This is a genomic window from Arthrobacter sp. ISL-48, from assembly GCF_018613805.1.
Lineage (GTDB): Bacteria > Actinomycetota > Actinomycetes > Actinomycetales > Micrococcaceae > Arthrobacter.
On sequence record NZ_JAGGPL010000003.1, the window covers coordinates 723,490 to 748,124 of the forward strand.

Annotated in this window: 19 protein-coding genes; 5 read left to right on the forward strand and 14 right to left on the reverse strand. The window is 66.2% G+C overall.

The annotated features are described in order from the left end of the window. Window positions 1-38 precede the first annotated feature (38 nt). The 3 genes from J7E83_RS21505 to nudC all read right to left on the reverse strand — a co-directional run bounded on the left by J7E83_RS21505 (window position 39) and on the right by nudC (window position 3,852). Window positions 39-617 (reverse strand): M48 family metallopeptidase, encoded by a 579-nt coding sequence (locus tag J7E83_RS21505; protein WP_214960349.1) that lies wholly within the window; start codon window positions 615-617, stop codon window positions 39-41. Next, window positions 614-2,749, reverse strand: a complete 2,136-nt coding sequence (locus J7E83_RS07190; protein WP_214960351.1) for an ATP-dependent DNA helicase UvrD2 — start codon at window positions 2,747-2,749, stop codon at window positions 614-616. Before J7E83_RS07190 ends, J7E83_RS21505 begins: the two co-directional genes overlap by 4 nt. Window positions 2,750-2,829: 80 nt before the next feature. Continuing rightward, window positions 2,830-3,852: an NAD(+) diphosphatase gene (nudC, locus tag J7E83_RS07195; RefSeq protein WP_214960353.1), complete on the reverse strand. Its 1,023-nt coding sequence runs from the start codon at window positions 3,850-3,852 to the stop codon at window positions 2,830-2,832. Between the two features lie 148 nt (window positions 3,853-4,000). Between nudC and J7E83_RS07200 the strand changes: the two genes are divergently transcribed. Beyond that, window positions 4,001-5,257, forward strand: a complete 1,257-nt coding sequence (locus tag J7E83_RS07200) for a macrolide 2'-phosphotransferase (RefSeq protein ID WP_214960355.1) — start codon at window positions 4,001-4,003, stop codon at window positions 5,255-5,257. Here J7E83_RS07200 and J7E83_RS07205 read toward each other — a convergent pair. From J7E83_RS07205 to J7E83_RS07215, 3 genes are all read right to left on the reverse strand, one after another. After that, a complete protein-coding gene (locus J7E83_RS07205) occupies window positions 5,244-8,741 on the reverse strand; it encodes an ATP-dependent DNA helicase (RefSeq protein ID WP_214960357.1) in 3,498 nt (1,165 codons plus the stop codon). The genes J7E83_RS07200 and J7E83_RS07205 overlap by 14 nt on opposite strands. Next, window positions 8,738-11,995 carry an ATP-dependent DNA helicase gene (locus tag J7E83_RS07210; RefSeq protein WP_311379615.1) on the reverse strand — a complete coding sequence of 1,086 codons (3,258 nt, stop codon included), beginning with the start codon at window positions 11,993-11,995 and terminating at the stop codon, window positions 8,738-8,740. Before J7E83_RS07210 ends, J7E83_RS07205 begins: the two co-directional genes overlap by 4 nt. Window positions 11,996-12,177: 182 nt before the next feature. After that, window positions 12,178-12,594: an MGMT family protein gene (locus tag J7E83_RS07215; RefSeq protein WP_214960361.1), complete on the reverse strand. Its 417-nt coding sequence runs from the start codon at window positions 12,592-12,594 to the stop codon at window positions 12,178-12,180. Window positions 12,595-12,657: 63 nt separating this feature from the next. On the opposite strand from J7E83_RS07215, the gene J7E83_RS07220 reads away from it, so the two are divergent. The 4 genes from J7E83_RS07220 (at window position 12,658) to J7E83_RS07235 (ending at window position 16,113) form a co-directional block, all read left to right on the forward strand. Next, window positions 12,658-13,368 (forward strand): 3'-5' exonuclease, encoded by a 711-nt coding sequence (locus J7E83_RS07220; RefSeq protein WP_214960363.1) that lies wholly within the window; start codon window positions 12,658-12,660, stop codon window positions 13,366-13,368. Between the two features lie 308 nt (window positions 13,369-13,676). Continuing rightward, window positions 13,677-14,612: an ABC transporter substrate-binding protein gene (locus J7E83_RS07225; protein WP_214960365.1), complete on the forward strand. Its 936-nt coding sequence runs from the start codon at window positions 13,677-13,679 to the stop codon at window positions 14,610-14,612. A 3-nt stretch (window positions 14,613-14,615) separates the two neighbouring features. Continuing rightward, entirely contained in the window at window positions 14,616-15,374 is a 759-nt protein-coding gene (locus J7E83_RS07230) for an amino acid ABC transporter permease (RefSeq protein WP_214960366.1), read from the forward strand. 1 nt (window position 15,375) lies between these two features. Next, entirely contained in the window at window positions 15,376-16,113 is a 738-nt protein-coding gene (locus tag J7E83_RS07235; RefSeq protein ID WP_214960368.1) for an amino acid ABC transporter ATP-binding protein, read from the forward strand. A gap of 104 nt (window positions 16,114-16,217) precedes the next feature. Here J7E83_RS07235 and hemL read toward each other — a convergent pair whose 3' ends face one another. The 8 genes from hemL to J7E83_RS07275 form a co-directional block, all read right to left on the reverse strand. Beyond that, entirely contained in the window at window positions 16,218-17,552 is a 1,335-nt protein-coding gene (gene hemL / locus J7E83_RS07240; RefSeq protein WP_214960370.1) for a glutamate-1-semialdehyde 2,1-aminomutase, read from the reverse strand. A 13-nt stretch (window positions 17,553-17,565) separates the two neighbouring features. Then, complete coding sequence (locus tag J7E83_RS07245; RefSeq protein ID WP_214960372.1) at window positions 17,566-18,666, reverse strand: LLM class flavin-dependent oxidoreductase; 1,101 nt, start codon at window positions 18,664-18,666, stop codon at window positions 17,566-17,568. Then, window positions 18,663-19,646, reverse strand: coding sequence for a porphobilinogen synthase (gene hemB, locus J7E83_RS07250; protein WP_214960373.1), 984 nt, complete (start codon window positions 19,644-19,646; stop codon window positions 18,663-18,665). The genes J7E83_RS07245 and hemB overlap by 4 nt, the downstream gene beginning before the upstream one ends. Beyond that, entirely contained in the window at window positions 19,643-20,599 is a 957-nt protein-coding gene (locus tag J7E83_RS07255) for a uroporphyrinogen-III synthase (protein ID WP_214960374.1), read from the reverse strand. Before J7E83_RS07255 ends, hemB begins: the two co-directional genes overlap by 4 nt. 71 nt (window positions 20,600-20,670) lie before the next feature. After that, complete coding sequence (hemC, locus tag J7E83_RS07260) at window positions 20,671-21,669, reverse strand: hydroxymethylbilane synthase (RefSeq protein WP_214960375.1); 999 nt, start codon at window positions 21,667-21,669, stop codon at window positions 20,671-20,673. After that, window positions 21,666-22,934, reverse strand: coding sequence for a ferrochelatase (locus tag J7E83_RS07265; protein WP_214960376.1), 1,269 nt, complete (start codon window positions 22,932-22,934; stop codon window positions 21,666-21,668). The genes hemC and J7E83_RS07265 overlap by 4 nt, the downstream gene beginning before the upstream one ends. After that, entirely contained in the window at window positions 22,931-23,632 is a 702-nt protein-coding gene (gene hemQ / locus J7E83_RS07270; protein ID WP_214960377.1) for a hydrogen peroxide-dependent heme synthase, read from the reverse strand. Before hemQ ends, J7E83_RS07265 begins: the two co-directional genes overlap by 4 nt. A gap of 120 nt (window positions 23,633-23,752) precedes the next feature. Then, the gene (locus J7E83_RS07275; RefSeq protein WP_214960378.1) at window positions 23,753-24,541 is read right to left on the reverse strand and encodes a hypothetical protein; all 789 of its coding nucleotides are present in this window, start codon (window positions 24,539-24,541) and stop codon (window positions 23,753-23,755) included. Window positions 24,542-24,635 lie beyond the last annotated feature (94 nt).

Consider the following 24,635-nt stretch of genomic DNA (forward strand, 5'->3'; position numbering starts at 1 on the left):
GCCGGAGGTCAGCCAGGGTCCTGGCCGGCGTCCCCCGGTCAGGCTTCGTCGGGTTCCAGCCCTCGGGAAGTGGCGAAGGAAACGCCCTCAAGGAACGCTTTGGCCCGCTCGGTATCTGGATAAGCCTCGAGCAGTTTCCAGAAGGCGGCGTTGTGCCCGGCTACCAACAGGTGGGCAAGCTCGTGGAGCAGCACGTAATCGATGACCCACTGGGGCATGGGCCTGAGCTTGTCGGAGAGCCGGATACTGCCGTCCGACGGCGTTGCCGAGCCCCAGCGCGAGTTCTGGTTGCTGACCCATCGCACCGACGTCGGAACCGCCCGCCCACCGAAATAACGGTCTGAGAGAGCGGCTGCGTGGGCCGCCAATGCACCATCCGTAGCCGGCCGCTTCCTGCCCTTGTGGGAGCGCCGCTCCCCTTGGCGCTGGAGCTTTTCCAGCATCCGGTGCACCCATTCAGCTTCCTGCGCCACCGTGAACCGGGCGGGTATGGCCACCACTGCGGTCCCGTTCTCCCAGAAAGCCGCCACTGTCCGCGTACGGCGGGCCGAACGCCGCACCTCAACCGGGGCGCCATCTCCCGTGGTCCGCCGGGCCGCCGTCGCCGGTGGCCTCACAGCTCGGTGCTTTCAACAAGCACACGGAGCACGTCTTCGCCGTAGCGTTCCAGCTTGGAGGGCCCGACGCCGGCGAGGGCCGCAAGTTCCTCAAGCGAGGCTGGCTTGGCCTCGGCTATGGCGGTCAGCGTGGCATCAGTGAATACCACAAACGCCGGGACGTCGGCCGAAAGCGCGACCGCCTTCCTCCACTGCCGGAGGGCGTCAAACGTCTGTTCCTCGTAGCTGGGGGGACATCCGTTGCAGCGCCCCACCTTGCGCTCCGCACCGCTTGCCAGCATGCTGCCGCAAACCCGGCACACGGCAGGCGTGGCCGCTTTCCTCCGCGGCGCGGGACCGCTGCCGCGCGCACTGGAACTGGCCACTGAATCGGGCCTCAGTCCGTCGAGGAACCGGGAAGGTTTCCTGTTGGCCCGGCCACCAGGGGTGCGGGCAGCAGACCACGACAGGGCAAGGTGCTCGCGCGCCCGGGTTATCCCGACATAGAGGAGCCGGCGCTCCTCGTCCACGGCTTCAGGCGTATCGGCAAAGGAAATCGGCATCAGGCCCTCGCTGAGACCCACCAGGAAAACAGCATCCCACTCCAGGCCCTTGGCGGCATGCAGGGACGCGAGCGTGACCCCCTGGACGGTGGGCGCATGCTGCGCCAGGGATCTCTCCTGGAGCTCGGTGACGAAATCCGCAAGGCTGAACTGGTCACCCCGCGTCTGGACCAGTTCATCAGCGAGGGCCACCAGTGCGGCCAGGGATTCCCAGCGCTCCCTCAGGGCGCCACCGTTGTGCGGAGGGGCTTCGGTATAACCCAGGGACGCGACAATGTCGCGGACCAGCTGCCCGAGCGGTTCCGGCGTCGCGGTTTCGGCCACGGCCCTGGTTGCGGCCCGCAACTGAAGGATCGCGTCCCGCACTTCCTTCCGGGCAAAGAACCGCTCGCCGCCGCGCAGCTGGTAACCGATGCCTGCTGCTGCGAGAGCCTGCTCGTAGGCTTCAGACTGCCCGTTGGTGCGGAAGAGCACAGCCACCTGGCTCGCCGGGGTACCGGCGTCGAGCAGTTCCCGGATCTTGAGCGCCACAGTGGCGGCTTCCGCTTCATCGTCGGCGCATTCCGTGAACTGGGGCGGGGGGCCTGCGGGCCTCTGGGCGACCAGCTGGAGCGGCGCTGCCCACGCAGCATCCGCCACGGGTCCGCCGCTTCGCCGCCCGCCCAGCAGGTCGTTGGCAAGCTTGACCACTTGGGGCGTTGAACGGTAGTCCCGGATCAGTTTCACCACGTGGGCTTCCGCATACCTGGCCTTGAAGTCGAGCAGGTGTTTGGGCGAAGCGCCCGTGAAGGAATAGATGGTCTGGCTGGCGTCACCCACAACGCAGAGGTCGTCCCTTCCCCCGAGCCAGAGTTCCAGGAGGCGTTGCTGCAGGGGGGATACGTCCTGGTACTCGTCAACCACAAAGTGCCGGTACTGTTCCCGGACCGTAGCCGCAACCTTTTGGTCCTCCTGGAGGATACCGACGGTGATCAGCAGCACGTCCTCGAAATCGATGACGTTGCGGTCGGTTTTCACATCCTCATACGACTGGAAGACCCTCGCGACTGCCGTGAGGTCGAATCCGCCGGGTGTGCCGCGCCCCTTGGCGTTTTCCAGGTAGTTGGCCGGAGTCAACATGGAAACCTTCGCCCACTCGATCTCCGATGCCAGGTCCCGGATGGAGGCACGATCGGTGCTGAGCCTCAAACGTCGGGCTGCCTCGGCGATCATCTGGGCTTTGTGGTCCAGGAGGTTGGGCAGCGTGCCGCCCACTGCCTGTGGCCAGAAAAACTGGAGCTGCCGCAGGGCAGCAGCGTGGAACGTCCTGGCCTGGACGTTCCCCACACCGAGGTCCCGCAGCCTGCTGCGCATTTCCGCGGCGGCCCTGGCCGTGAAGGTCACGGCCAGGAGCCGCTGGGGGTTGTACACCCCGGAGTGCACGCCGTAGGCAATGCGGTGCGTGATGGCGCGGGTCTTCCCGGTGCCGGCGCCGGCAAGCACACATAGCGGTCCGTTGAGCGTGCTGGCGACTTCCCGCTGTTCAGCATCCAGGCCTCCGAGGATCCGATCCTCGAGGGACTCCGCATGGTCAATATTGTCTGTGGTCACTTCTGCTGCTCTGTTGTCTCCACTGCCGCGTGCTGGAGTCTCGTCGTTGGGGGGCCTGGTTTTCATCTGCCGGTGCTGCGTCAGGACTCTGTCCGGTCCAGGATTCTTCCGCCATACCAGTGCTCGATCAGCGAGCGCGCGATGGACAGGCGGCTGGAGATCGTTATTTCGCCGTTCAGCACTTCCTCCTGGAGTTCCTCCCGGCCGAACCACCGTGCCCGGGTGACTTCCACGCCGTCGGGCCTTGCCTCCGTGTCGGTGGTGATGGCAGTGAATCCAAGCATAAGCGAGGCGGGGAAAGGCCACGACTGCGAACCCAGGTACTGGCACCCGGTAACCCGCACGCCGACTTCCTCGAGGATTTCCCTGACCACTGCCTGCTCAAGGGACTCGCCGGGCTCAACGAACCCGGCCAGAGTGGAATAGTTCCTGGCGTCGACGGCGCCGCCGCCACCGAGCAACAGCCGTCCGTCCGGTCCCACAACAGTCACGATGATGGCAGGATCCGTGCGAGGGTAATGCTCCGAACCGTCCTTGGGACAGCGGCGGACCCAGCCGCCCGCCTCCACAACAGTGGGGGCGCCGCAGCGCGGGCAGTGGGTGTGGCCGGAATGCCAGTTGGCGATGGCGCTGGCTTCCACGAACAGGGCTGTGTCGGTGGGGTTCAGAGCGGCGGCAATGTCGCGGAAACCTGTCCAGGAGGCATTTGCCGGGATCCCTGCCGTTCCCGGCTCCATGGGGGCAGGCAGCACAAAAAGGACAAGCTCCGTGCCCTCGGGCAGGTCAGAGCCCGGCAGTGCGGCACCGAGGTAAATCACCAGATCGGGTGCCGAGCCAAGACCCTGCAGCTCCGCCAACAATTGTGAGGCGCCAGCCAGCAGCAGGCTGTCCCCCTGCACCAGCGCCTGCCTTCCGGACAGGACCGCTGCCAGCGTGCCATCGCGTGCGAGCAACTCGTCCACCATGCCGGGCCTGATGCGCCCGGCAGAACCACGGTCCACCAGCGCGGGCCGGACCGGGAGCACGGTATCGAAAAGGTGGTTTGCCCGCAGCTGCGTTGACTGCGCCTGGCAGGCCGGTGTCGCGGACTCCGCATGACTCATGTGTCCACCGTACTGACTCGGACCGACAATTGACATTTCCAGGGCCTGCCGGTCCTGGCACGTACAGAAGGGCCGACATTTGGAGTCGATCTGAAGACTCGCCGCCGCACATCGTTGTCTTGGCCGCCACTCAACCTACCGTGGAACGGTGAGAAGAAAACCGATCGAACTGGCAGCCGTGGCAACCGCAGCAGTCCCCGGGCTGACCCCCACTGCCGTGAGCGCCGCTCCGGACGATCCCGCAGATTTCGACTCAGCCCTGCTCCTCGACTCAGAAGGAAAGCGCTGGCGGGTCCGGTCACCGAAGCACGCTGAAGCCAGTGCCAGGCTCGAGACGGAATTCCTGGTGCTCCGTGCCTTCGCTCCGGGAATCCGTGCCGAATTGCCCTTCCTCATGCCCACCGTGGCCGGCAGTGTCCGGCTGGGCAGCCTCAGTACTTTCGTTTACTCCCACCTCGCCGGCAGCACCCGGAGCGTGGAGGAACTCACCGCCGGTCCGGATGCCCTCGCCCGCGAAATAGGCGTAGCCCTGGCCGCGATCCACGATCTGCCCCATGCCTTGGTCAGCAACGCGGACCTCCCCAGTTACACGCCCAACGAATTCCGCCAGCGGCGGCTCAACGAGCTTGACCAGGCGGCCACTACGGGCAAGATCCCGCCTGCGCTCCTGCTCCGCTGGGAACATGCCCTGGAAGACGTCTCGCTGTGGCGTTTCAACCCCTGCGTCGTCCACGGGGACCTTCATGAGGACAACCTGCTGGTGGACGGCGGCCGTGTCACAGCCGTGACCGGATGGACAGACCTGAGGATCGGCGATCCCGCCGATGATTTCGCCTGGCTGGTCGCCTCCAACGAGCAAGACTTCGTGGACAGCGTTCTCAGCAGCTACACCAGCGAGCGCCGGGACTCGCCGGACAAGCATCTGCTTCGGCGGGCGGCGCTTTCTGCCGAGTTTGCCCTGGCGCAGTACCTGGTCAAGGGCATAGCGGCCGGGGACGCGGACATGATCTCCGAAGCCGAGGGCATGCTCGAATCCCTCGCCACCGAAGTCGCCGAACATGGCGGGCAGGCCATCAGTGTGGAGCCTCTGCCGGGCGTCACGGTGTCCGACGCAGGGGCCGCTGCCCCGGGGAACGGTGCCTCAGCCGGCGCCGTGCCGACTCCATCGGTGACCGTCACACCTGTGCCTGCGCCTGCCCCTCAGCTTGTGGTGCCCGCGCCTGTGTTGCCGGCCGTCCAGGTCGCTCCGATTCCAGCCGAAGACCCCTCCGCAGCTGCGGAGGAGTCAACCCGGGAAGTTTCAAGCCCGGACGTGCCAAGCCCGGACGAAGGCCGCAACGGGTCTCCGTCCGCAGACGACACTTCGACGGCGGCGATCACCATCATCGACGTCACGAAGCACTGACGCCCAGGGCCACCGCCACAATCCGCTCCAGGTCCGCGGCTGACCCGAGGTCATGAGGGCGCACCACCTCGTTGTCCGCCACATAGAAGAACGCGGCCTTAACATCCTCCACGGCAACGCCTTTCAGCCTTGCCCAGGCCAGCCGGTACACGGCCAGTTGGACCGCCTTGGCATCGAGCTGCGCAGCCGAGGGTTTGCGGCCCGTTTTCCAGTCCACCAGGTCCCAGCGCCCGTCCGCGTCGCGGAAAACGGCGTCGATCCGGCCACGGACCACCACCTCGCCCACGCGCGTCTCCACCGGCACCTCCACGAAGGCCGGTGAACGGTTGGCCCACTCCGAGGCCCGGAAGGTGGCCACCATCGCGTCAAGGTCGAAGGCGGCGTCGATATGGCCGTCCGAACCGGGGGCTTCGTCAAGATCCAGCATTCCGGCAGCGCCGAAGTATTCCTCCACCCAGGAGTGGAAAGCCGTTCCCTTCCGGGCAGACATGCCAGGTGCACGCGGGACCGGCCTCCGGAGCCGGGCCAGGACGGCCGATGGGTCCTCGCCCAGATTTACCAACGTGGACGCAGAGATGTGGCCGGGGAGGTGCACGTCTTGGCCACCTGCCCTCCTGGACCGCCGTTCCAGCAGCAGGGCCGCCTCTTTGGCCCACCCGGCGGCATTTCCGCGGAGCTCAATCATGCTCCTGTCAAGGCCGGCCTGCGGGATGCTGGCCGTATCAGATTCGCCTGTCGACCCTCCTGATAGGGCCGCCAGGATCCGTGCCGCGGCGCTTTCCATCACGGCCCTCCGGCCGGGTACAAGCCGAAGCCGCTCGCCCGTCCGTGGATCCACCGGACCCTCCAGCGGATCGTAGGGCCACTCCGCCACCTCTGTCCCCATGGTCAGCGGGCTCTTCTCAGGCAGCGAAAGTTCATCCACGGAGGCAGGATGGACAACTGCGGCATTCGTCTCGCTTCCGTGCCTCGCCTGGGTGACGAGCGGTTCGAGCTCCGCGAGGAAGGATGACATTTCGGCCCGCCCTGCCCTGGAACCAACCCAGGCAGAACTCGAGGCCCAGAGGACGTGTTTGGCGCGGGTATACGCGACGTACGCTAGGCGGCGTTCCTCGGCCTCGCCGTGGGCCTGGACAGCTGACTTGAACTCCTTCTCCGCGTCCAGCCAGCCCTTCTGATCCGGCTGGTCAATGTCCCAATGGGGCAGGTCAACACGGTCCCCCCGCAACGGCCATGGAAGGGCGGCTGATCCGATGCTCCACCGGGAATCGCGGTTGCTGGGAAAGGCGCCGTCGTTGAGGCCCGGCACGAAAACCACGTCCCATTCCAAACCCTTTGACGCGTGGACGGTCAAGAGCTGCACGGCTTCACGGTTCACCTCGGCTGCCGGTGCGTCCAGGCCGTTCTCCTCTGCCGCTGCCGCCTCGAGCCATGAGAGGAATGCCAGGATGTCCACCCGTTGGGACGTCCGCAGGAAACCGGCCGCGGCGTCCTGGAACGCATCCAGATTGCGTCGGGCCTGATGGATGCTGATTCCCGGCCGGGCCGCAACCTCGATGTCCAGCAGCATGGCACGTTCCACTTCGCCAAGGAGGGTGGCCAGATCATCCCCCAGGTAACCGCGAAGCTGCCGCAGTTCCAGGGACAGCAGGCTTAGCCGGTGCCGGGCTTGTGCACTGAGCGACCTTCCAAGCGGGGAGATCCAGCCCTCACGTGGGAGCGCATCCAGGGCTTCCACAAGGCTGGCCCCGTCAGTCAGATCGCTTTCGATCACCGTCTCCTCCGGCACGGTGGTGTCATCGCTGTCCGAAGAACTCCCACCGGCCCGGTGTCCGCGTCTGCGTGCCAGCTGGGCAGACCAGTCCTTGAAAGCCATCAGGTCTGCTGGACCGATGCGCCAGCGGGCGCCGGCCAGGAGGCGCATCAGTGAATCCGAACGTCCAGGGTCGGCAAGTACGCGCAGTGTGGCCACCAGGTCAACGATCTCGGGGGCATCGAGCAGGCCCCCCAGGCCCACGATCTCGTAGGCGATCCCCCGGGCCTCAAACTCGCGCCGTACGGCCTCCATCTGGGCGCGGCGGCGGCACAGGACGGCCAACGCAGGGGGAACAGGGGTGCCGTCCGCCCGGTGCTCAAAGTCGGTGAGGCGGTACTTCAAAACGCCCTCAGCCATGGCAACGGCTTCATCAACGTCAGTCCCGAAGCGGCCGAGGACGACCTGTCCCTCCGGAGCAAACGGGCTGGGCTGGAGCGGCGGGACTCTAGCGGCCGCCGGCGCGCCGGCACTTCCGCCGGCCGGTTCCCTCGCCGCCGCGGCCCTGCCGAGCGCGTCAGACATGACATTGGCGGCCGAGAGAATCGAGCGGCCGTTGCGCCACGCTGTTGTCAGGTAGGACGTCGGCGCGGGCGTGAAGACCTCCTGTCCTTCCCGGTCCGCGACGCTGACAGGAAATTCGCGGACAAAGTGGAACAGCTGGCCAGCGGAAGCGCCGCGGAAGCCATAGATTGACTGGTTGGGGTCACCCACCGCGGTGACGGCATGGCCGCCGCCGAAGAGCCGCGAGAACAGGACCAGCTGGGCGTAGGACGTGTCCTGGAACTCGTCCAGGAGAACCACTTTATAGCGCTGCCGTTCCATCTCCGCGGCCTGCGGCACGTGCGTGGCTACCTTGGCCGCCAGTGCCACAAGGTCGCCGAAATCAAGGGCTCCCCTGGCCCGCTTGGCGGAGGAATACCGGCCCACCATGTCCGCGACGCTTGCCCTGGTCCGCAACATGGCTGCCAGCTCGGCCGAGGCCTGCGGAGCGTTCTTCCTGGCCCCGGCCACATAGGGCAGTCCCTCGAACTCTGTGAGCCTCGCCATCAGCCAGGCCTCAACATCCCCGGGCTCCTGGAGGTGCTCGGCGCATTCCCCGGCAAGCTGGATGACTGCCTTGACGAGCGTGGACTTGGCCGCGCTAAAGTGGCGGTACTCGCCGTCGAACGCCTCCACCACTTCGCTGGCGAGCTGCCAGGCCTGGGCGCTGCCCAGCAGCACCACGTCGCGTTCCACCCCGAGCCGCAGGCCGTAGTCAGCAACGATCCCGCTTGCGAATGAGTGATAGGTGGACACTCTGGGCTCAAGGGCGTCGCTGCTGAGAAGTCCTTCCGGGAACACCACGTGCTGGCTGTCCTGGGCGGCGATGCGCTGCAGCGCCGCCAGCTTCCCCCTGATGCGGGTAGCCAATTCACCGGCGGCCTTCCTGGTGAACGTGACTCCGAGGACTTCCTCCGGCCGGACCCATCCGTTGGCCACAAGCCAGACGACTCGGTCGGCCATGGTCGCGGTCTTGCCCGAGCCGGCTCCCGCTATCACCAGTCGCGGGGCCAGGGGCGAGGAGATGACGGCGGACTGTTCAGGTGTTGGCGTGTTCTTTTCACCCAGCATCTCGGACAGCTGCTCCGGGCTGAAACGCGGCTGCCTGGTTCCCGGGTGGGGGCTCATTCGGTGACCTGCTTTCCCCGGACACACAATGGACAGACTTCGGGAAGCCTGCAGCCTTGGCCTCCGTGGCTGCCCTTCGAAGGATCGTGCCGGGCCTGGAAGCTGTTGCCGGACATCACCACCGAGGCCTCGATGACCATCTCCAACGCCCAGTTTTCCTGCGTATCAAGGGCGTCCTGCTGCTGCACGCCGGGATTCTTCGTGCCGGTGCCGAGCTGCGCCAGCACGGCGCCGCCCGGCCGGGGCTCCTGGGGCACCCCTGGTGTATCCCCGAAACCCCCTGCGAGGACAGCTGCCTGATAAGCACCCAGCTGCGGGTGGCGGGAGAGTTCGGTTTTGCCCGGTTGGCGTTTGCCGGTCTTCAGGTCCACGATGACGAGCCTGCCCTCTGCATCAATCTCGAGCCGGTCCACCTGGCCCCTGAGGACGGCGGACCGGGATGAAGTACCGGAGACGGGCTCCGGGCCGGTGTCAGCACCCGTCGAATCAACTCCGATGTCGCCGGCAACATCGGGAAGCCGGACCTCAAAATCCTGTTCGACACCCAGAAGGCTCCGGCTCTCGCTCCTCATGACCAGGACGTATTGGGCCAGCTTCCGGACCATGGCTTCAGCCCGCTGGAAATCGAGCTTGCCTTCCCAGTTGTCCTTCATTCCCAAGGCCGGCCACCGCCGCACGAGCTCAGCGACGTATTCGGAGCCGGAAGCATCCGGGAGATCCTGTGCAATGGCATGGACCAGCGTGCCAAGGCTGCGCGCGAAGTCGGTAGCAGCTTCGCCGCCTGCGGCCTGGACGAACCAGTCGAGGGGGGACTTTTGCACCGACTCCACCTTCGAGGGCGACACGTACACGGTACCGCCCGGCGGCACGACGGCCGCCGTGGTTGTCAAAGGTGCAAGGCCCCACCAGCTGTCCGGGTGCGCGCCCGGAACCGGCGGCTCAGCTGCTGCCAGTCCGGCAAGCACCCTCGTGGCTTCGGCCGCTTCGGGAGCGTACCGTCCGTCCAGCTGGGCGTACTGCCTGAGTTCGGCCACGAGGGACCGCAGCGTCATGGGACGCTCAACGGGTGTAAATCCCCGGCCCTCTTCATCCGGTGGCAGCGGAGCCACGTAGTCGAGAAAGGAGGACGGCTGGTCATCCTCGGAGGAGACTGCCGTACAGACCAGGAGCTCGCGGGCTCGGGACACGGCTGTGGAAAAGCTCCGCAGCTCGTCGTACCGGATCTCCCTCAACCGGCTGAGCGGGTCCAGTTGCAGGGCGTAACCGACACCGTGCTCCACCGCGTCCGCGAACAGGGTGCTGCCAAGGAGTTCACCGCGGAGCCGGGTATTGGGCCACACGCCTTCCTGCAGTCCCGCCACAATGACCACCGGCCACTCCCGTCCGGCGGCACTTGCAGGTGTCATCAGTTCGACGGCGTCGTCCACCTGCGCCCTTGCCGCCAGTGTGTCCATGGGCAGTTCCTGGTTCAGGAGGTATTCGAGGAACTGCTCCGGCCCTGCGCCCGGCATCTGGTCCACGTAGCGTTCGGCTGTGTGGAAAAGTGCCATCATGGCATCGAGGTCCCGGTCAGCCCTGGCGCCGTGGGTGCCACCGGTCAAAGCGGATTCGGTCCACGTATTTGCGAGGTTGGTGGCATGCCACAGGGCCCAGAGGACCGTTTCGGCGTTGGCTCCCGGTTCTTCCGCAGCAATGCGGCCCGCCTGGATCATACGCGCTGTCCTCCGTGCCGCTCTGGCCTCAATGCCAAGGGTTGCCAGCGCACCCGGCTGCAGAATGGCCTCCACGAGAAGTGCGTCGCTGGTCCGCCCGCCGCCGCCCAGCAGTTCCTCGCGCCGCAGCGACTGCCTCAGCCTGCGCAGTTCCAGTGACGTGGCTCCACCGATCCGCGAAGTAAGCAAGGATACGGCTGTTTCAGGGGTCAACAGTGCGGGGTCCAGCGCAATGGCATAGGCATCCAGGAGCGGGCGGACCGCCACTTCGTCCCGCACCGCTGATTCCGCCACGGGCACTCGCACCGGGATTCCTTGGCCCGACAGGTAGCGTTGGAGCTCGCTAAGCCGGCCGCCGTTGCGCACGATTACCGCTATATCGGCGAGTTCTCGTCTGTGGTTGATGTGCTGGTCCAGGATGCGCTGGGCGACGTAGCGCAGCTCGTGAACCGCCGAGGGAACAAGATGGGCCTCCACAGCACCGGCTGACTGCCGGTCCTCTTGCGCCGCCGCCACCCGTTCCGGCCCTTCCGTCGCAGGGTCTGGCTGCTCCAGCCGCCGCGCCGACTGGCCACCGGCCCGTTGTGAAATTCTGCCCGCAACTCCAAGCCAGGCCTCGGCGATGGCGGGGGCATGCCGATGCGTATGCCACAAAGGCCGCTCTATCACGCCCGCACCCGCGGACAGCAACCGCGGAAGCTCAGCCACGAGATCTGGCCGGGCCCCACGGAAACCCTGCACCACAGTGTCCGGGGACGAGGCCACATAGCAGTCCTTTCCCGCGGCGATGTCAGCCAGGAGTTCAAACACCGCCGGGTTGGCTTCCTGGGCGTCGTCCACCAGCACCAGTTGCAAGCGCTCCCGTTCCGCCGCCAAGAAATCAGGCGAATCCTGGAAAATCTGGCGGGCGGCAGTAATGATGCCTGCGGGGTCGAAAGCCTCGGGCATGCGCAGGTCAAGAACGTCCCGGTACTCCGCATAAAGCGCAGCGGCGGCAATCCAGTCCCGTCTGCCACACTGCCGGCCAAGCTCCTCAAGGTCATCTGCGGTCCTGCCTGATTCGATAATCCGGTCGAATAGCTGCCGAACCTCGTGGCGGAAACCCCGCGTCTCCAGAGCCGCTTCCAGATCACCGGGCCATGGCAGTTCCAGCCCCGGCATCCGGTGGCCTTCCAGCAGTTCCTTGATGATCAGGTCCTGCTCCGGACCTGACAAGAGCCGGGGCGGGCGCGGAAGAGGCAGGATTCCTTCCGCCTTCGCGCGGCGGATCAGGTCAAATGCGTACGACGCCCAGGTCCGCGCCGGAGTCGTGCTGAGGCTCCGGTCCAGCCTGGCCGTGAACCGGTCCCTCAACGAGTCCGCGGCCAGGCGGCCGGGCGCCAGGATCAGGATACGCTCAGGGTCCACGCCATCGTGGAGGGCCCTTCGGACCACTGCTTCCACCAGGACGGTCGATTTTCCCGTTCCAGGAGCTCCGGGAACCAGAACGGGGCCCGAACCGTGCGGCACCTCGACGGCGGCCTGCTGGTCCGCCGAAAGCACTGGGACGTCCGCGTGGACCTGGCGCGGCGGGAGGAGCCGAAGCCGGGTCCCGTTGGGGCCGGGTACAGCCGGACGTTCCGTGAAGTATCCGGCGTGGGAGCCCGTTGCGGTTTCCCTGCCGGATTCTGTAGCGGGTGCCGTGGTGGCTTGGTGGAAGGGGTCAGTCAGCGGGATTGTTACTGTCACACCGACATTCCATCATCAGCCACCGACAATCTGTGCAGCCGCCGCTCCAGTTGCTCCGCAATGGCGTCTATCCGGTCGAAGCCGTCCTCGTCGGGTGCCCAGCGTGCCGCTATCAAGTCCACCCTCCACCGGCCCTCCCCTGTACGCAGGTAATCAAGGTGGTCGCCTCGCAGCGGTGTTCCCTCCTGCAGATAATGGCGTAGGGCCACCGCTTCGTGTCCCTCCGGAGCCTGGCCGCTCGCCTTGATGACCCGCCACCAGGGCAGGGCGCTGCCATAGTGGCTCATGACGGACCCGACCTGACGTGGACCACCCGAGCCGAGGAGCTCTGCAACGTCCCCATAGGCAACTGCGGATCCGGCTGGAACCAGCTCCACGAGGGCCAGCACCGCCTCAACATACTCAATCCGCATGGATCCAGATTAGCCGCAGTGGCGTTACCCGGAATTGTCCGTGGCCGCCGGTAGCGTTGAAATATGACCACCTGGAACACGCTCCCGCGCGCAGCTTTCGACCTCGAGACCACCGGACGGAATTCCCGCGCGGCGCGGATCGTCACGGCGTCAGTGACAGTTGTGGACCACAAGGGCGAGGTCATCACGGAGCATGAATGGCTGGCGGATCCGGGCGTCGAGATTCCCACCGAGGCGAGCGATGTCCACGGCATCACCACCGAGCAGGCCAGGCGCGGCGGCCGGCCTGCCCATGAGGTGACCCGGGAACTCGCAGCTGTCCTCCAGGGACTATTCGACGACGGCGTTCCCGTTATAGCGTTCAATGCCAGTTACGACTTCACTGTTCTCGCAGCAGAGTCCGCCCGTCACGGCGTCCCGCAGTTGAGCCGATTTCCAGTCCTGGACCCGTACATCATGAACAAGCAGGTGGACCGGTACCGCAAAGGCAAGCGGACGCTCACCGCACTCTGCGAGGAGTACGACGTGAACCTGGACAACGCCCACACCTCGGCTGCCGATGCCCTGGCCACGCTCAGGGTGCTCGACGCCATGGCCGGCAAGTTTCCCAAGCTGCGGATGCCGGCAAGCCAGCTCCACCAGCTCCAAGTGGACTGGGCCGTCAGCCAGGCCGCGGATTTCCAGGGCTACCTCCGTAAGACCAAGCCAGCCGCCGTGATCGAAGGTGATTGGCCGGTCCTCCCACCGGAAGATGCCAGCCGGGGCGACTTCTAGCTGCGAGCTAATTCACATGCCCGCGCCGGACGCAAACTCAGCCTACCGATGGCCGGGGATTCGGCACCCTGCAGGGGCATCGTTCCTCTCATACCCTCCCACGCCACCTCACCGAACGATATTCTGCAGCAGCTAATCAGAGGATTCATTTGTTCATCTATCCTTCCCAAGAGGGGGAAGTGAGATGATTAAGTTTTGCGGTCACCCCTGCCCCGGCCTTCCGCACCACCGCCGGGCAGGCGCCAGGCGCCACCAGCGCAGCCTTGCCGCCCTGTTGGACTTATGACTCAGATGAAAGTGACTTCCTCATGAAAACCAAAGCCATGAAATGGCTGACCAGCGTTCCCGTTGCGATTGCCGTGGCTGTCTCCCTGGCCGCCTGCGGCGCAGGGGCGGGACAGCCCAGCGGAACGCCCTCTGATGCCCTCGCCGGCAGTGACCAGCAGGCCCTGGACAAGTACACCACCGCCGAGGTCACGCCCCTGGACAAGGTCGACAAGGCTGCCTTGGGCCTGATCACCCCCGGCACCATCACGGTGGGCACGCTCTCCGACGCCCCGCCGAACATCTTCATCGATCCCTCGGGCAAGTTCACCGGCTACGACAACGAGCTCCTGCGGGCCATCGCCGCCAAGCTTGATCTCAAGGTGGAGTTCAAGGCCACCGGATTCGCCTCCCTGCTCTCGCAGGTCCAGAACAAGCAGTTCGATGTCGGGTCCTCCTCCATCTCCACCACGGATGCCCGGCGCAAGACTGTTGGCTTCACCAACGGCTACGACTTCGGCTACATGGCCGTGGTTGCCAAGACCGACGCCACGATCAAGGGCTTCAAGGACCTCACCAAGGACACTCGCATTGCAGTGGTCCAGGGCACCGTCCAGGATGACTACGTCACCAACACTTTGCAGATCGAGCCGGTGCGCTTCGAGAACTACAACACGGCGTACGCCAACGTGAAGAACGGCCAGGTTGACGCCTGGGTTGCCCCGTCCCAGCAGGCCACCGGCCAGGTCAAGGACGGCGATAACACCGTTATTGCAGAGTCCGTGGTCAACACCCAGAACTTCACCGCCTACGCTGTGAACGCTGAGAACAAGGCCCTCATCGATGCCTTGAACTCAGGCCTGGACGCTGTGATTGCCGACGGCACCTGGTCCAAGCTGACGAAGGAATGGTACCCGGACCGGGAAACCCCGGAGACTTGGACCCCGGGCTCCAAGGCCGTCACCGTCCCGAAGTCCTAGTCCATGGATGCACTCGAACAACTGATCAAGACCTTCTTTGACTGGGAGGCCATGGGCGCCGTTCTGCCGTCCATGCTCACAGTCGGTCTGCCCAATACGCTGACCCTTGCGTTCTCCTCGGGCCTGCTCGGGTGCATCCTGGGCATGCTCCTGGCAGTCATGGGCATCTCCCGCAACCCAGTGCTGCGATGGCTGTCCAGGATATACACGGATGTCTTCCGCGGCGTTCCGGCGATCGTGACCATCCTGCTGATCGGTATTGGCCTTGGCCCCATCGTCCGCCAGCTGACCGGGTCCACCAACCCGTTTCCGCTGGGCATCCTCGCGCTGACGCTCATGGCTGCCGCCTACATCGGGGAAATCTTCCGTTCCGGCATCCAGAGTGTGGAAAAGGGGCAGCTGGAGGCATCCCGTGCCCTCGGCTTCGGCTACTCCTCCTCCATGCGCCTGGTGGTCATCCCACAGGGGATCCGCCGGGTCCTGCCTGCCTTGGTGAACCAGTTCATCTCGCTGATCAAGGACTCATCCCTGATCTACCTGCTGGGATTGCTCTCCAGCCAGCGGGAAATCTTCCGCATCGGCAATGACGCTGCGGCCAACTCGGGCAATCTTTCGCCCCTGATTGCTGCCGCTGCGCTGTATCTGGTCCTGACGGTCCCGCTCACGCACCTGGTGAACTTTATCGACAACCGGCTCCGCACCGGCAAGCCGGAGAAGAGGGAACCGGATGAACTGGCCGCGCCGATCGGAAAGAAGGCCTGACATGACAGAATTTACTTCCGGCACCCTGACCGGCAAGAACCTGCACCTTTCCTTCGGCCACAACCATGTGCTCCGCGGCATCGATCTCCATGTGGAGAAAGGCACCACAGCGTCGGTGATCGGTCCCTCCGGGTCCGGTAAGTCGACGCTGCTGCGGGTCATGAACCGGCTGATCGAACCTGACCAGGGCGATATCCTGCTCGATGGCCGTTCAGTCCTGAAGGACAACCCGGACGAGCTGCGCCAGCGCATTGGCATGGTGTTCCAGCAGTTCAACCTGTTCCCGCATAAGACTGTGGTGGACAACGTTTCGCTGGCCCTCCGTAAGCTCCGCAAGCTGCCCAAGGACCAGGCGCACGCCGAAGCCCTTGAGCAGCTGGACCTGGTGGGGCTCAAGCACAAGGCCGACGCACGTCCCGCCAATCTGTCCGGCGGCCAGCAGCAGCGGGTGGCAATCGCCCGCGCCCTTGCCATGAAGCCCGAGGTGATGTTCTTCGACGAGGCCACCTCAGCCCTGGACCCGGAGCTGGTCAAGGGTGTCCTGGGCTTGATGGCGGACCTCGCCAAGGGTGGGATGACCATGGTCGTTGTGACCCACGAAATGGGATTCTCCCGCAATGTCTCCGATACCGTGACCTTCATGGACGCCGGCGTTGTAGTGGAATCCGGGCCTCCCGAGCAAGTGTTTTCGGCGCCCGAAACGGACCGCCTGAAGGGCTTCCTTTCGGACGTTCTGTAGCCCGGACAGAAAATCCCCCCTTCCCGGACTTTTCCCCCTCGCATGTGCAGGGGATTTGTCCGGGAAGGGGGATTTTCAGGTTAAGACGTCGAACGACGTCGGGACTAACCTTTCGCCGCGGCCGCTGCAGCCTTCGCGGCGGCCGGCAACGCATCAAGGATCCGGCCCATGGCGGCGTCGTCATGGGCAGCGGACAGGAACCACGCCTCGAACACTGACGGCGGCAAGTAGACGCCGGACTCCAGCATGGAATGGAAGAACGGCGCGTAGCGGAAGGTCTCCTGGGCCTGCGCGTCGGCGTAGTTGTGCACACCTGTGGCAGACGTCCCGAACGCGACGGAGAACAGGTTTCCGGCGAACTGGATGGAGTGGTCCACACCTGCGTCATCCAGCGCCGCGGACAGCGCAGAGGACAGCTCCAGTGAGCGGGCATCCACGAAGGAGTACACATCCCGGGTTGCATGGGTCAGGGTAGCAACGCCCGCTGCCATGGCAACCGGGTTGCCGGAGAGCGTTCCCGCCTGGTAGACCGGGCCGACAGGCGCGAGGTAGTCCATGACGTCGGCACGCCCGCCGAGGGCCGCCGTCGGCATTCCGCCGCCGATGACTTTTCCGAAGGTCAGCAGGTCAGGAGTCCATGGCTCCTGGGCGTCGGCGGCTCCGCCGGTGAGGCCCCAGTAGCCGGAGTAGCCGGTGCGGAACCCGGTCAGTACTTCGTCAACGATCAGCAGAGCGCCGTGCTCCCGGGTGATGCGTGAGAGCCCCAGGTTGAAGCCTTCTCCGGGTGTCACCACGCCCATGTTCGCGGGGGCCGCCTCCGTGATGATGGCGGCAATGTTGGGGCCGTGGGTTTCGAAAGCGGCCTCGACGGCGGCGAGGTCGTTGTACGGCAGCACGAGTGTTTCGGCGGCGGTCGCCTCGGTCACTCCTGCCGAACCCGGCAGCGCCAGGGTTGCGAGCCCGGAGCCGGCTGCGGCGAGCAGGCCGTCCAGGTGTCCGTGGTAGCACCCTGCGAACTTGATGATGAGGTTCCGCCCGGTAAACCCGCGGGCCAGCCGGACAGCCGTCATGGTCGCTTCCGTGCCAGTTGACACCATCCGGACGCGTTCGGCGGCCGGTACCCGTTCCTGGACGATGGCCGCGAGGTTGGCCTCGTCAGGGGTGGAGGCACCGAAGGAGAGCCCCCGGTCCACGGCGGCGTGGACCGCTTCCAGGACGGCGGGGTGGGCGTGTCCCAGCAGTGCGGGCCCCCAGGAGCAGACCAGGTCCACGTACTCCTTGCCGTCGGCGTCGGTCAGGTACGGGCCCTTGGCCGAAACCATGAACCGGGGGGTCCCACCCACCGACCCGAAGGCACGGACGGGAGAGTTGACTCCGCCCGGCATCAGCTGGCGGGCGCGGTCGAAGAGAGCCTCGTTGCGAGGGTTGCTGGAAGTCATGGTTCCTATTCTTTCAGGTGGCCGGGGAAGCCCCGGCCAGCAGCACCGCCACCCGGGGCGCCACTTCCGTGCCGAACAGCTCGATGGAGCGCATCATGGCCGAATGTGGCAGGGTCCCGTTGCTGTACTTGAGATCAAAGCGGTCCACGCCCAGGTTCTTTTTGAGCAGGGCAATTTTCGCGGCGACGGTTTCCGGCGAGCCGACGTACAGGGCACCCTCCGGTGCGCACATCGCGTCGAATTCTCCGCGGTTGGCCGGACCCCAGCCGCGCTCTCGTCCGATCCGGTTCCGCTGTTCGAGCCAGTGCGGGAAGAGCTCCTCCCGTGCCTGCTCGTCGGTGTCGGCAACGTGGCCCGGGGAATGTGTCGCCATTTGCTGCATCGGGTGGCCGTACTTTGCCATCGCCTCGCGGTAGAGGTTGGCAAGCGGCGCGAAGGACCGGGGTTGTCCGCCGATGATGGCGAAGATGATCGGGTAGCCGTATTGGGCGCAGCGCAGAACGGATTCGGGGGTGCCGCCGACCCCCACCCAGGCGGGCAGCAGATGGTGTTCCAGCGGCGGATAGACGTTCAGCCCGTTGATGGCAGGCCGGGTCCGGCCCTCCCAGTGGACGGGCTTCTGTGCCCGGACCCTGTCGAACAGCTCAAGCTTCTCCTCGAACAGGACCTCGTAGTCCGCCAGGTCCAGGCCGAACAGCGGGAAGGACTCAATGAAGGACCCGCGGCCAAGCATGACCTCGGCCCGGCCGTTCGAGATGGCGTCCACGGTGGAAAAGCGCTGGAACACCCGGATGGGGTCATCGGAGCTGAGCACCGTCACGGCCGAGCCCAACCGGATGTTCCTGGTCCGGGCCGCCGCGGCGGCGAGGAACACTTCAGGGGCCGAAACCGCGAAGTCCTTGCGGTGGTGCTCCCCGACGCCGAAGGCATGCAAGCCCACCTCGTCCGCGAGCTCCGCCTGTTCGAGGAGTTGGCGCAGCACCTGCGCGTTCGGGACGGGTTGCCCATCGGGGAAGACTCCGACGTCGCCGAAGGTGTTCAGGCCCAGCAGGATCCGGTCCTCCGCAACCGGCGCCGTAGGGCCCGCTGCAGGATCGGCTGCCTTCTCGGTCACCGGGATTCCTTCAGCCAGCCGGCAAGCTCGGATGCCCAGTAGGTCAGCACCATGTCCGCGCCGGCCCGGCGGATGCCGAGCACGGATTCGGTGATGGCTGCACGGCGGTCGATCCAGCCGTTGGCGGCGGCGGCCTCGATCATCGCGTATTCCCCCGAAATCTGGTAGGCGGCAACGGGGACGGGGCTCATCGCGGCGACGTCGGCCACGATGTCCAGGTAGCTCATGGCCGGTTTGACCATGACGATATCGGCGCCCTCGGCCAGGTCAAGCTCGACTTCCCGGATGGCCTCGCGGCGGTTGCCGGAGTCCATCTGGTAGGTCCTTCGGTCGCCCTTAAGCTGGGAATCCACGGCCTCCCGGAATGGGCCGTAGAACGCCGAGGCGTATTTGGCGGCGTAGGCCACCACCGAAGTGGTGGTGTGCCCGGCTTCATCCAATGCTGTGCGGATGGCGCCGATCTGGCCGTCCATCATTCCCGACGGGCCCAGCATGTGGGCCCCGGCGTCGGCCTGCGCCACTGCCATCCTGGCGTAGATCTCCACGGTGCGGTCGTTGTCCACGTTGCCCTCGGCGTCCAGGACTCCGCAGTGCCCGTGGTCGGTGAATTCATCCAGGCAGACATCGCTCATGATCACGAGTTCGTCGCCCACCTCGGAGCGGACGTCCCGGATTGCCTTGTTGAGGACGCCGTCGGGGTCCAGGGAAGCCGTTCCGTCTGCGTCCCGGACGGCCGGAATGCCGAAGAGCATGATGCCTCCGATGCCCAGTCCGGCTGCCTCTGCGGCTGCCCGCTTGAGTGTGTCTGTGGTGTGCTGGACCACGCCGGGCATGGAGGTGATCGGGTTGGGCTCGCTGAGGTCCTCGCGGATGAAAGCAGGCAGGATCAGCTCCGCCGGGGCAAGCCGGGTTTCAGCGGTAAGCCTGCGCATGGCCGGTGTGGTGCGGAGGCGGCGGGGGCGTTCGTTGGGAAAGCTCATGATTCGTCCTTCACATTGGGTCCAGGTGGTTGCTCAGAGTCGAGGGCTTCGGCGATGGCGGCAACCAGTCCGTCGGGCGAGGGGTCAGCCGCAACTGCCGCAACGTCCAGGCCAAGCGCGGCCGCCGCGTCCGCCGTCGAACGCCCGATCGCTACCAGGCGGCATCTGTCCAGGGGCGACAGTGAACTGTGGATGCGCCGAACGGCGCTGGGCGAGGCTGCGACGACGGCGTGCAGCCGGTGCGCGGCTATCTCCGTGCGGGCGCCTTCCGGAGTCAGCAGGCGGTACGACGGCGGTGACAGAGGATCTGCGGCCCTCTCCGGCGGCTCGGTCTGAAGCGGTCTGCGCTGAAGAAGTTCGGCACCAAAGGGCTCGAGGGACAGCCTGCGTTCTTCGTCCGCCGGATAGTCCACTGTCCGATACGCGGTCACGACCGTCACAGTGGCCCCGGTGGCCCTCAGCCCCTCGCCCAGCCGGGAGGCAGCGATGTCTGCCTGCGGCAGGAGCACCCTCCCTGCCTCCTGGGGCCAGACCGCCAGCAGGCCCGCGGCGGACTGCGAATTTTCGGGGGTCAGGGCCACGCTGACGCCTTCGGCTTCCAGCAGTCTTCGGGAGGCTGGCCCGACGGCGGCCACCTGGGTGGACGCAGGTATCCAGCCGCCCAGCGTCACGCCGCGTTCGGCGGCTTTGTCGCTGAGAACGTGCACGGTGGTGGCGCTGCTGACGACGAGCCAGTCGAAGGCTCCTGCCCCGAGCGCGTCACAGGCGACGTCCAGGGAATGCTGGTCCGCGGCGCGCTCAAAATCGATGAGGGGCAGCAGCAGGACTTCGGCGCCGGCCCGCTTAAGCGCGGCGAGCAGGGACAGTGAACGCTCAGGGCTTCGGGTAACCAGGACCCGGGCATGCGCCAGCGGCTGCTGATGGGACTGTCCGCTACTGTCCTGGCCAGCCATATCAATCCCTTCCGGCCACCTCAGGACCTTCAATATCTCAGCCCTTGCAGTCCGCGTGTTCACGGTCCGGATCAGGAGGCGTGGAGGTCAGCGATGTCAGCGGCGCCGCCGGCAAGGAGGACCTCGGCCAGTTCGATGCCGAGCAGCGTGGCGCCAACCTCGGTCAGCCCGTCGGTGGCCCGCTTGTCCCGGACCGACGCCGTCCCGTCCACCGCGCAGACCACCGCTTCGAGGTGCAGCATGCTGCCCTTCCGGTAGGCATAGGCGCCCACCGGCGCGGCGCAGCCTGCTTCCAGCCGGGCCAGGAGCGCACGCTCGGCGGTGACGGCGAGCCTGGTGTCAGGATCATCCAGCGCCGCGAGGGCCTGGGCGAGGACGCCTTGGGACCCTTCAGCGGTTCCAGCCTTGCGGGGGGCGTCGGCGGTGCGGCATTCAATCGCGAGCGACCCCTGCCCGGCAGCGGGCAACATCACGTCGGTTTCGAGGAATTCACTGACGGCGTCCAGCCTGCCGATCCGCTCCAGCCCGGCCGCGGCCAGGACTACGGCGTCGAGGTCACAGGATTTGCCCGGCACAATCTGGTCGGTGGTGTTGCCCGGAAGTCCGGGGACCCTGCCAAGGCGGGTGTCCACATTGCCGCGGATGTCTATGATCTGCAGGTCGGGCCGGGCCGCGCGGAGTTGGGCCGCGCGGCGGGGCGACCCTGTTCCCACGGTGGCGCCCGAAGGCAGGTCTGCCAGCTTCAGGCCATCGCGTGCGCAGAGGACATCGCGGGCATCGACCCGGGGCGGCGTGGCGGCAAGGGCCAGGCCGACCGGCACGCCAGTCGGCAGGTCCTTGAGGGAATGGACGGCGACGTCGCATTCGTTCCGCAACAGGGCGTCCCGCAGGGCGGTCACAAACACCCCGGTGCCGCCCATCTGGGACAGCGAGCCCTTGAGGATGTCGCCGTCGGTCCTGATGTGCACCAGTTCCACTGGAAAACCTCCGACGCCGGCCAGCCGGTCAGCAGTTTGCTGCGTCTGCGTCAGGGCGAGCTTGCTGGCCCTGGTTCCGATCCTGACAGTCACTGGACGCCTTCTGGCCCGGCCACGCCTGCGTTGGCGGCGGGGTAAGCGTCGTGACCGGTGCCGACTGTGCTGTCAGCTCCGGCAATGGCCGGCTTCTCGCCGCGGAAGTTTGCACAGCAGCCGGGCCGGCAGACGTCATACCACGGGCCCAGCTTGGTCAGGGCCGGCCGGTCGCTGATGTTGTTGGACACCGTCCGTTCCGAGATGAGGTCAACCAGCCCGTTCACGAACGTGCGGTGGGTTCCCGGCGTGGGGACACGGGTGGCGGCAAGGCCCAGCTTGCTGCAGGTCTCCAGGGCTTCGGTGTCCAGGTCCCAGACAACCTCCATGTGATCACTGACGAAGCCCAGGGGTACGATCACGATGCCCTTGACACCCTGGCCGGCCAGGTCCTCGATGGCGTCGTTGATGTCCGGCTCCAGCCACGGCACGTGCGGTGCCCCGGAGCGGGATTGGTAGACGAGGGACCACGGCGCCGTGAGGCCTGATTCGGCCTCGACCCGGCTTAGCACCGCCGCGGCTGTTGCCAGGTGCTGGGCGACGTAGGCCGAGCCGTCCTCGAAGGTCCGGGGTTCGGACTCGGAGCGTCCGGAGGCCTCGGCGTCGCGCGTTGGGATGGAATGCGTGGCGAACAGGATGTGCACGGGCGCATCAGGGGTGCCCGCCGCGTCCAGCTTGGCGCGGACGTCGGCCAGGCCGGCAGCGGTTCCTTCAACAAACGGCTCCACAAAGCCGGGGTGGTCGAAATACTGGCGTACCTTGTCCACTTCCAACCGCCCATCCAAAGCGGTTTCGGTCAAGGCCATGCCGATGTCCTCGCGGTACTGGCGGCAGCTGGAGTAACAGGAGTAGGCACTCGTAGTGACCATCAGCAGCTTGCGGTGGCCGGCGTCGTACGCGTCCTGCAACGTCTGCGGGATGAAAGGGGCCCAGTTGCGGTTGCCCCAGAGCACGGGAAGGTCGATGCCGCGGGCGGCAAGTTCCGCTTCCAGCGCGGCCTTCAGCTCACGGTTCTGCTGATTAATGGGGCTGACGCCACCGTTGGCCCGGTAGTGGTGCGAGACCTCTTCCAGCCGCTCATCCGGGATGCCTCGCCCCCGGGTCACGTTGCGGAGGAACGGAATCACGTCCTCCTGGCCCTCCGGGCCGCCGAAGGAGGCGAGCAGGACGCCGTCGTAGTCCTTGGGGTCCATCCGCCCCGCCTGGGTCACCGGGTTGACCGCGGTCGCCGAAGCACCAGTCGCCTGAGGGTCCAGCGGGCTCACGCCAGGACCTCTGCGATCTCTGGGGCGGTGATGCGGCGGCCGGTGTAGAACGGGATCTCCTCGCGGACGTGGTTGCGGGCCTCGGTGGAACGGAGGTGCCGCATCAGGTCCACGAGGTCAACCAGGTCCGGAGCTTCCAGGCCAAGGATCCACTCCCAGTCCCCCAGTGCGAAGGAAGAGACGGTGTTGGAGATAACCTGCGGGAATTCCCGGCCCAGCATGCCGTGGTCGCGCAGCATCTTGCCGCGCTCGGCTTCGGGCAGGAGGTACCACTCGTAGGAGCGCACGAACGGGTACACGCAGAGCCAGTCGGCCGGTTCCACGCCGCGGGAGTACGCAGGCGTGTGGTTCTTGGCGAACTCGGCCTCGCGGTGTACGCCCATGGCAGACCAGACGATTTCCGTCCCGGCGAAGAGCTTGCTGCGGCGGATATCGCGGATGGCCTGCTGCAGCGCTTCAGGTTTGGCCCCGTGGAGCCACACCATGATGTCAGCGTCGGCGCGCATGGCGGAGACGTCATAACTTCCGCGGTGGGTCACTCCGGACTCGGCCAGGCGGGACAGCAGTGCATCGAAGTCCTGGGCAGCATCGGCGCTGCGCAGGACGTCGGCAGACCTCTTGAAAACGGTCCAGAGAGTGAAAAACTGCTCGGCTGATTCTTCGGTTTTAGTGACAGATTCGGCGGAAGTGTGGCTCATGCTTACCAGTTTGCCCCTTCCTCTGCGCCAAGTCGAAACCGGCGACTTCTACAAGACGTAGAAGTGGTGCATTTCACATTCAGACCGGAGTATCAGGCACAAGCACGCCTCCGGGCTGCCTCAGGACCGGCGGATCCGGGCAAAGACAAGTCCTGCGGCTCCTGCCGATCCCAGCAGGCCCACTCCCAGCCACACCTTGGCAGTCCCAGCCGCCGGTTCGGAGGCCGGAGCCATTTCCGGCCGGCTGCCGGCCGGGGTTCCCGCGGCGTGGAGACTGCCGCTGCGGGACGTCGATCCGGCCGTAGGAGTGGTAACGCTGGACGTGGGCTGGCCGGTCCCACCGGCCTCCGCCCCGGCAGCACCTTGCTGGTCAGCTGACTGCTGCCCAGCGGACTGTTGGTCAGCTGGCTGCCCGCCGCCTATCTGGGATCCGGAACCGGGCTGCTGCTGTCCTGGCGCGGGGACGGCCCTTGGATCTGCCGTCGCCGTCCCGGACGAGGCCTGCTGTCCTGTAGCGGTGGCACCCGGCACAGCCTGAGTGCCGGGTGCACTGCTGGTGGCCGGAGTCTGAGACACGGTGGCGGGGCCCGGGGCAGCTGGCGATACGGGCACCGGCGCCGGGGAACCCGTACCCGTCGGCGAAGGAGTCGTGGTTGTGGGTGGCGTGGTGGCGGGCTGGGTGACGGAACCGAGCAACCCGTTCAGCAAACCGCCTACCGCTGGCAGCTGTGCAGTACCGGTGACCTGGATTTCCGGCTCGCCGGAATCAGGACTGTCATCTGCCTGTGACGCGGGAACTCCCGCTGAGAGGACCAGTACCACCCCGATTGCGGCTGCTGCCGTGCCGCGCTGGAGTCCCCCATGGATACCGGTCCGGGAACGTGAAAGTTCGGACCTGTAATCAACCATAGTCATCGACCCTAGCCACATCCGCGGGTGAAATGAAAGCCGCCGGCGGCGCTGCCGGACGTGATTTAAGGGGATGATAGTGCGCTGAACAGGG

What these genes read in the sequence shown, in the direction of transcription:
- nudC (WP_214960353.1), bottom strand. Translation starts at nt 3,852, where the DNA reads ATGAGTCATGCGGAGTCCGCGACACCGGCCTGCCAGGCGCAGTCAACG.
- J7E83_RS07205 (WP_214960357.1), bottom strand. Translation starts at nt 8,741, where the DNA reads ATGAGCCCCCACCCGGGAACCAGGCAGCCGCGTTTCAGCCCGGAGCAG.
- J7E83_RS07215 (WP_214960361.1), bottom strand. Translation starts at nt 12,594, where the DNA reads ATGCGGATTGAGTATGTTGAGGCGGTGCTGGCCCTCGTGGAGCTGGTT.
- J7E83_RS07220 (WP_214960363.1), top strand. Translation starts at nt 12,658, where the DNA reads ATGACCACCTGGAACACGCTCCCGCGCGCAGCTTTCGACCTCGAGACC.
- J7E83_RS07225 (WP_214960365.1), top strand. Translation starts at nt 13,677, where the DNA reads ATGAAAACCAAAGCCATGAAATGGCTGACCAGCGTTCCCGTTGCGATT.
- J7E83_RS07230 (WP_214960366.1), top strand. Translation starts at nt 14,616, where the DNA reads ATGGATGCACTCGAACAACTGATCAAGACCTTCTTTGACTGGGAGGCC.
- J7E83_RS07235 (WP_214960368.1), top strand. Translation starts at nt 15,376, where the DNA reads ATGACAGAATTTACTTCCGGCACCCTGACCGGCAAGAACCTGCACCTT.
- hemL (WP_214960370.1), bottom strand. Translation starts at nt 17,552, where the DNA reads ATGACTTCCAGCAACCCTCGCAACGAGGCTCTCTTCGACCGCGCCCGC.
- hemB (WP_214960373.1), bottom strand. Translation starts at nt 19,646, where the DNA reads ATGAGCTTTCCCAACGAACGCCCCCGCCGCCTCCGCACCACACCGGCC.
- J7E83_RS07255 (WP_214960374.1), bottom strand. Translation starts at nt 20,599, where the DNA reads ATGGCTGGCCAGGACAGTAGCGGACAGTCCCATCAGCAGCCGCTGGCG.
- hemQ (WP_214960377.1), bottom strand. Translation starts at nt 23,632, where the DNA reads ATGAGCCACACTTCCGCCGAATCTGTCACTAAAACCGAAGAATCAGCC.
- J7E83_RS07275 (WP_214960378.1), bottom strand. Translation starts at nt 24,541, where the DNA reads ATGGTTGATTACAGGTCCGAACTTTCACGTTCCCGGACCGGTATCCAT.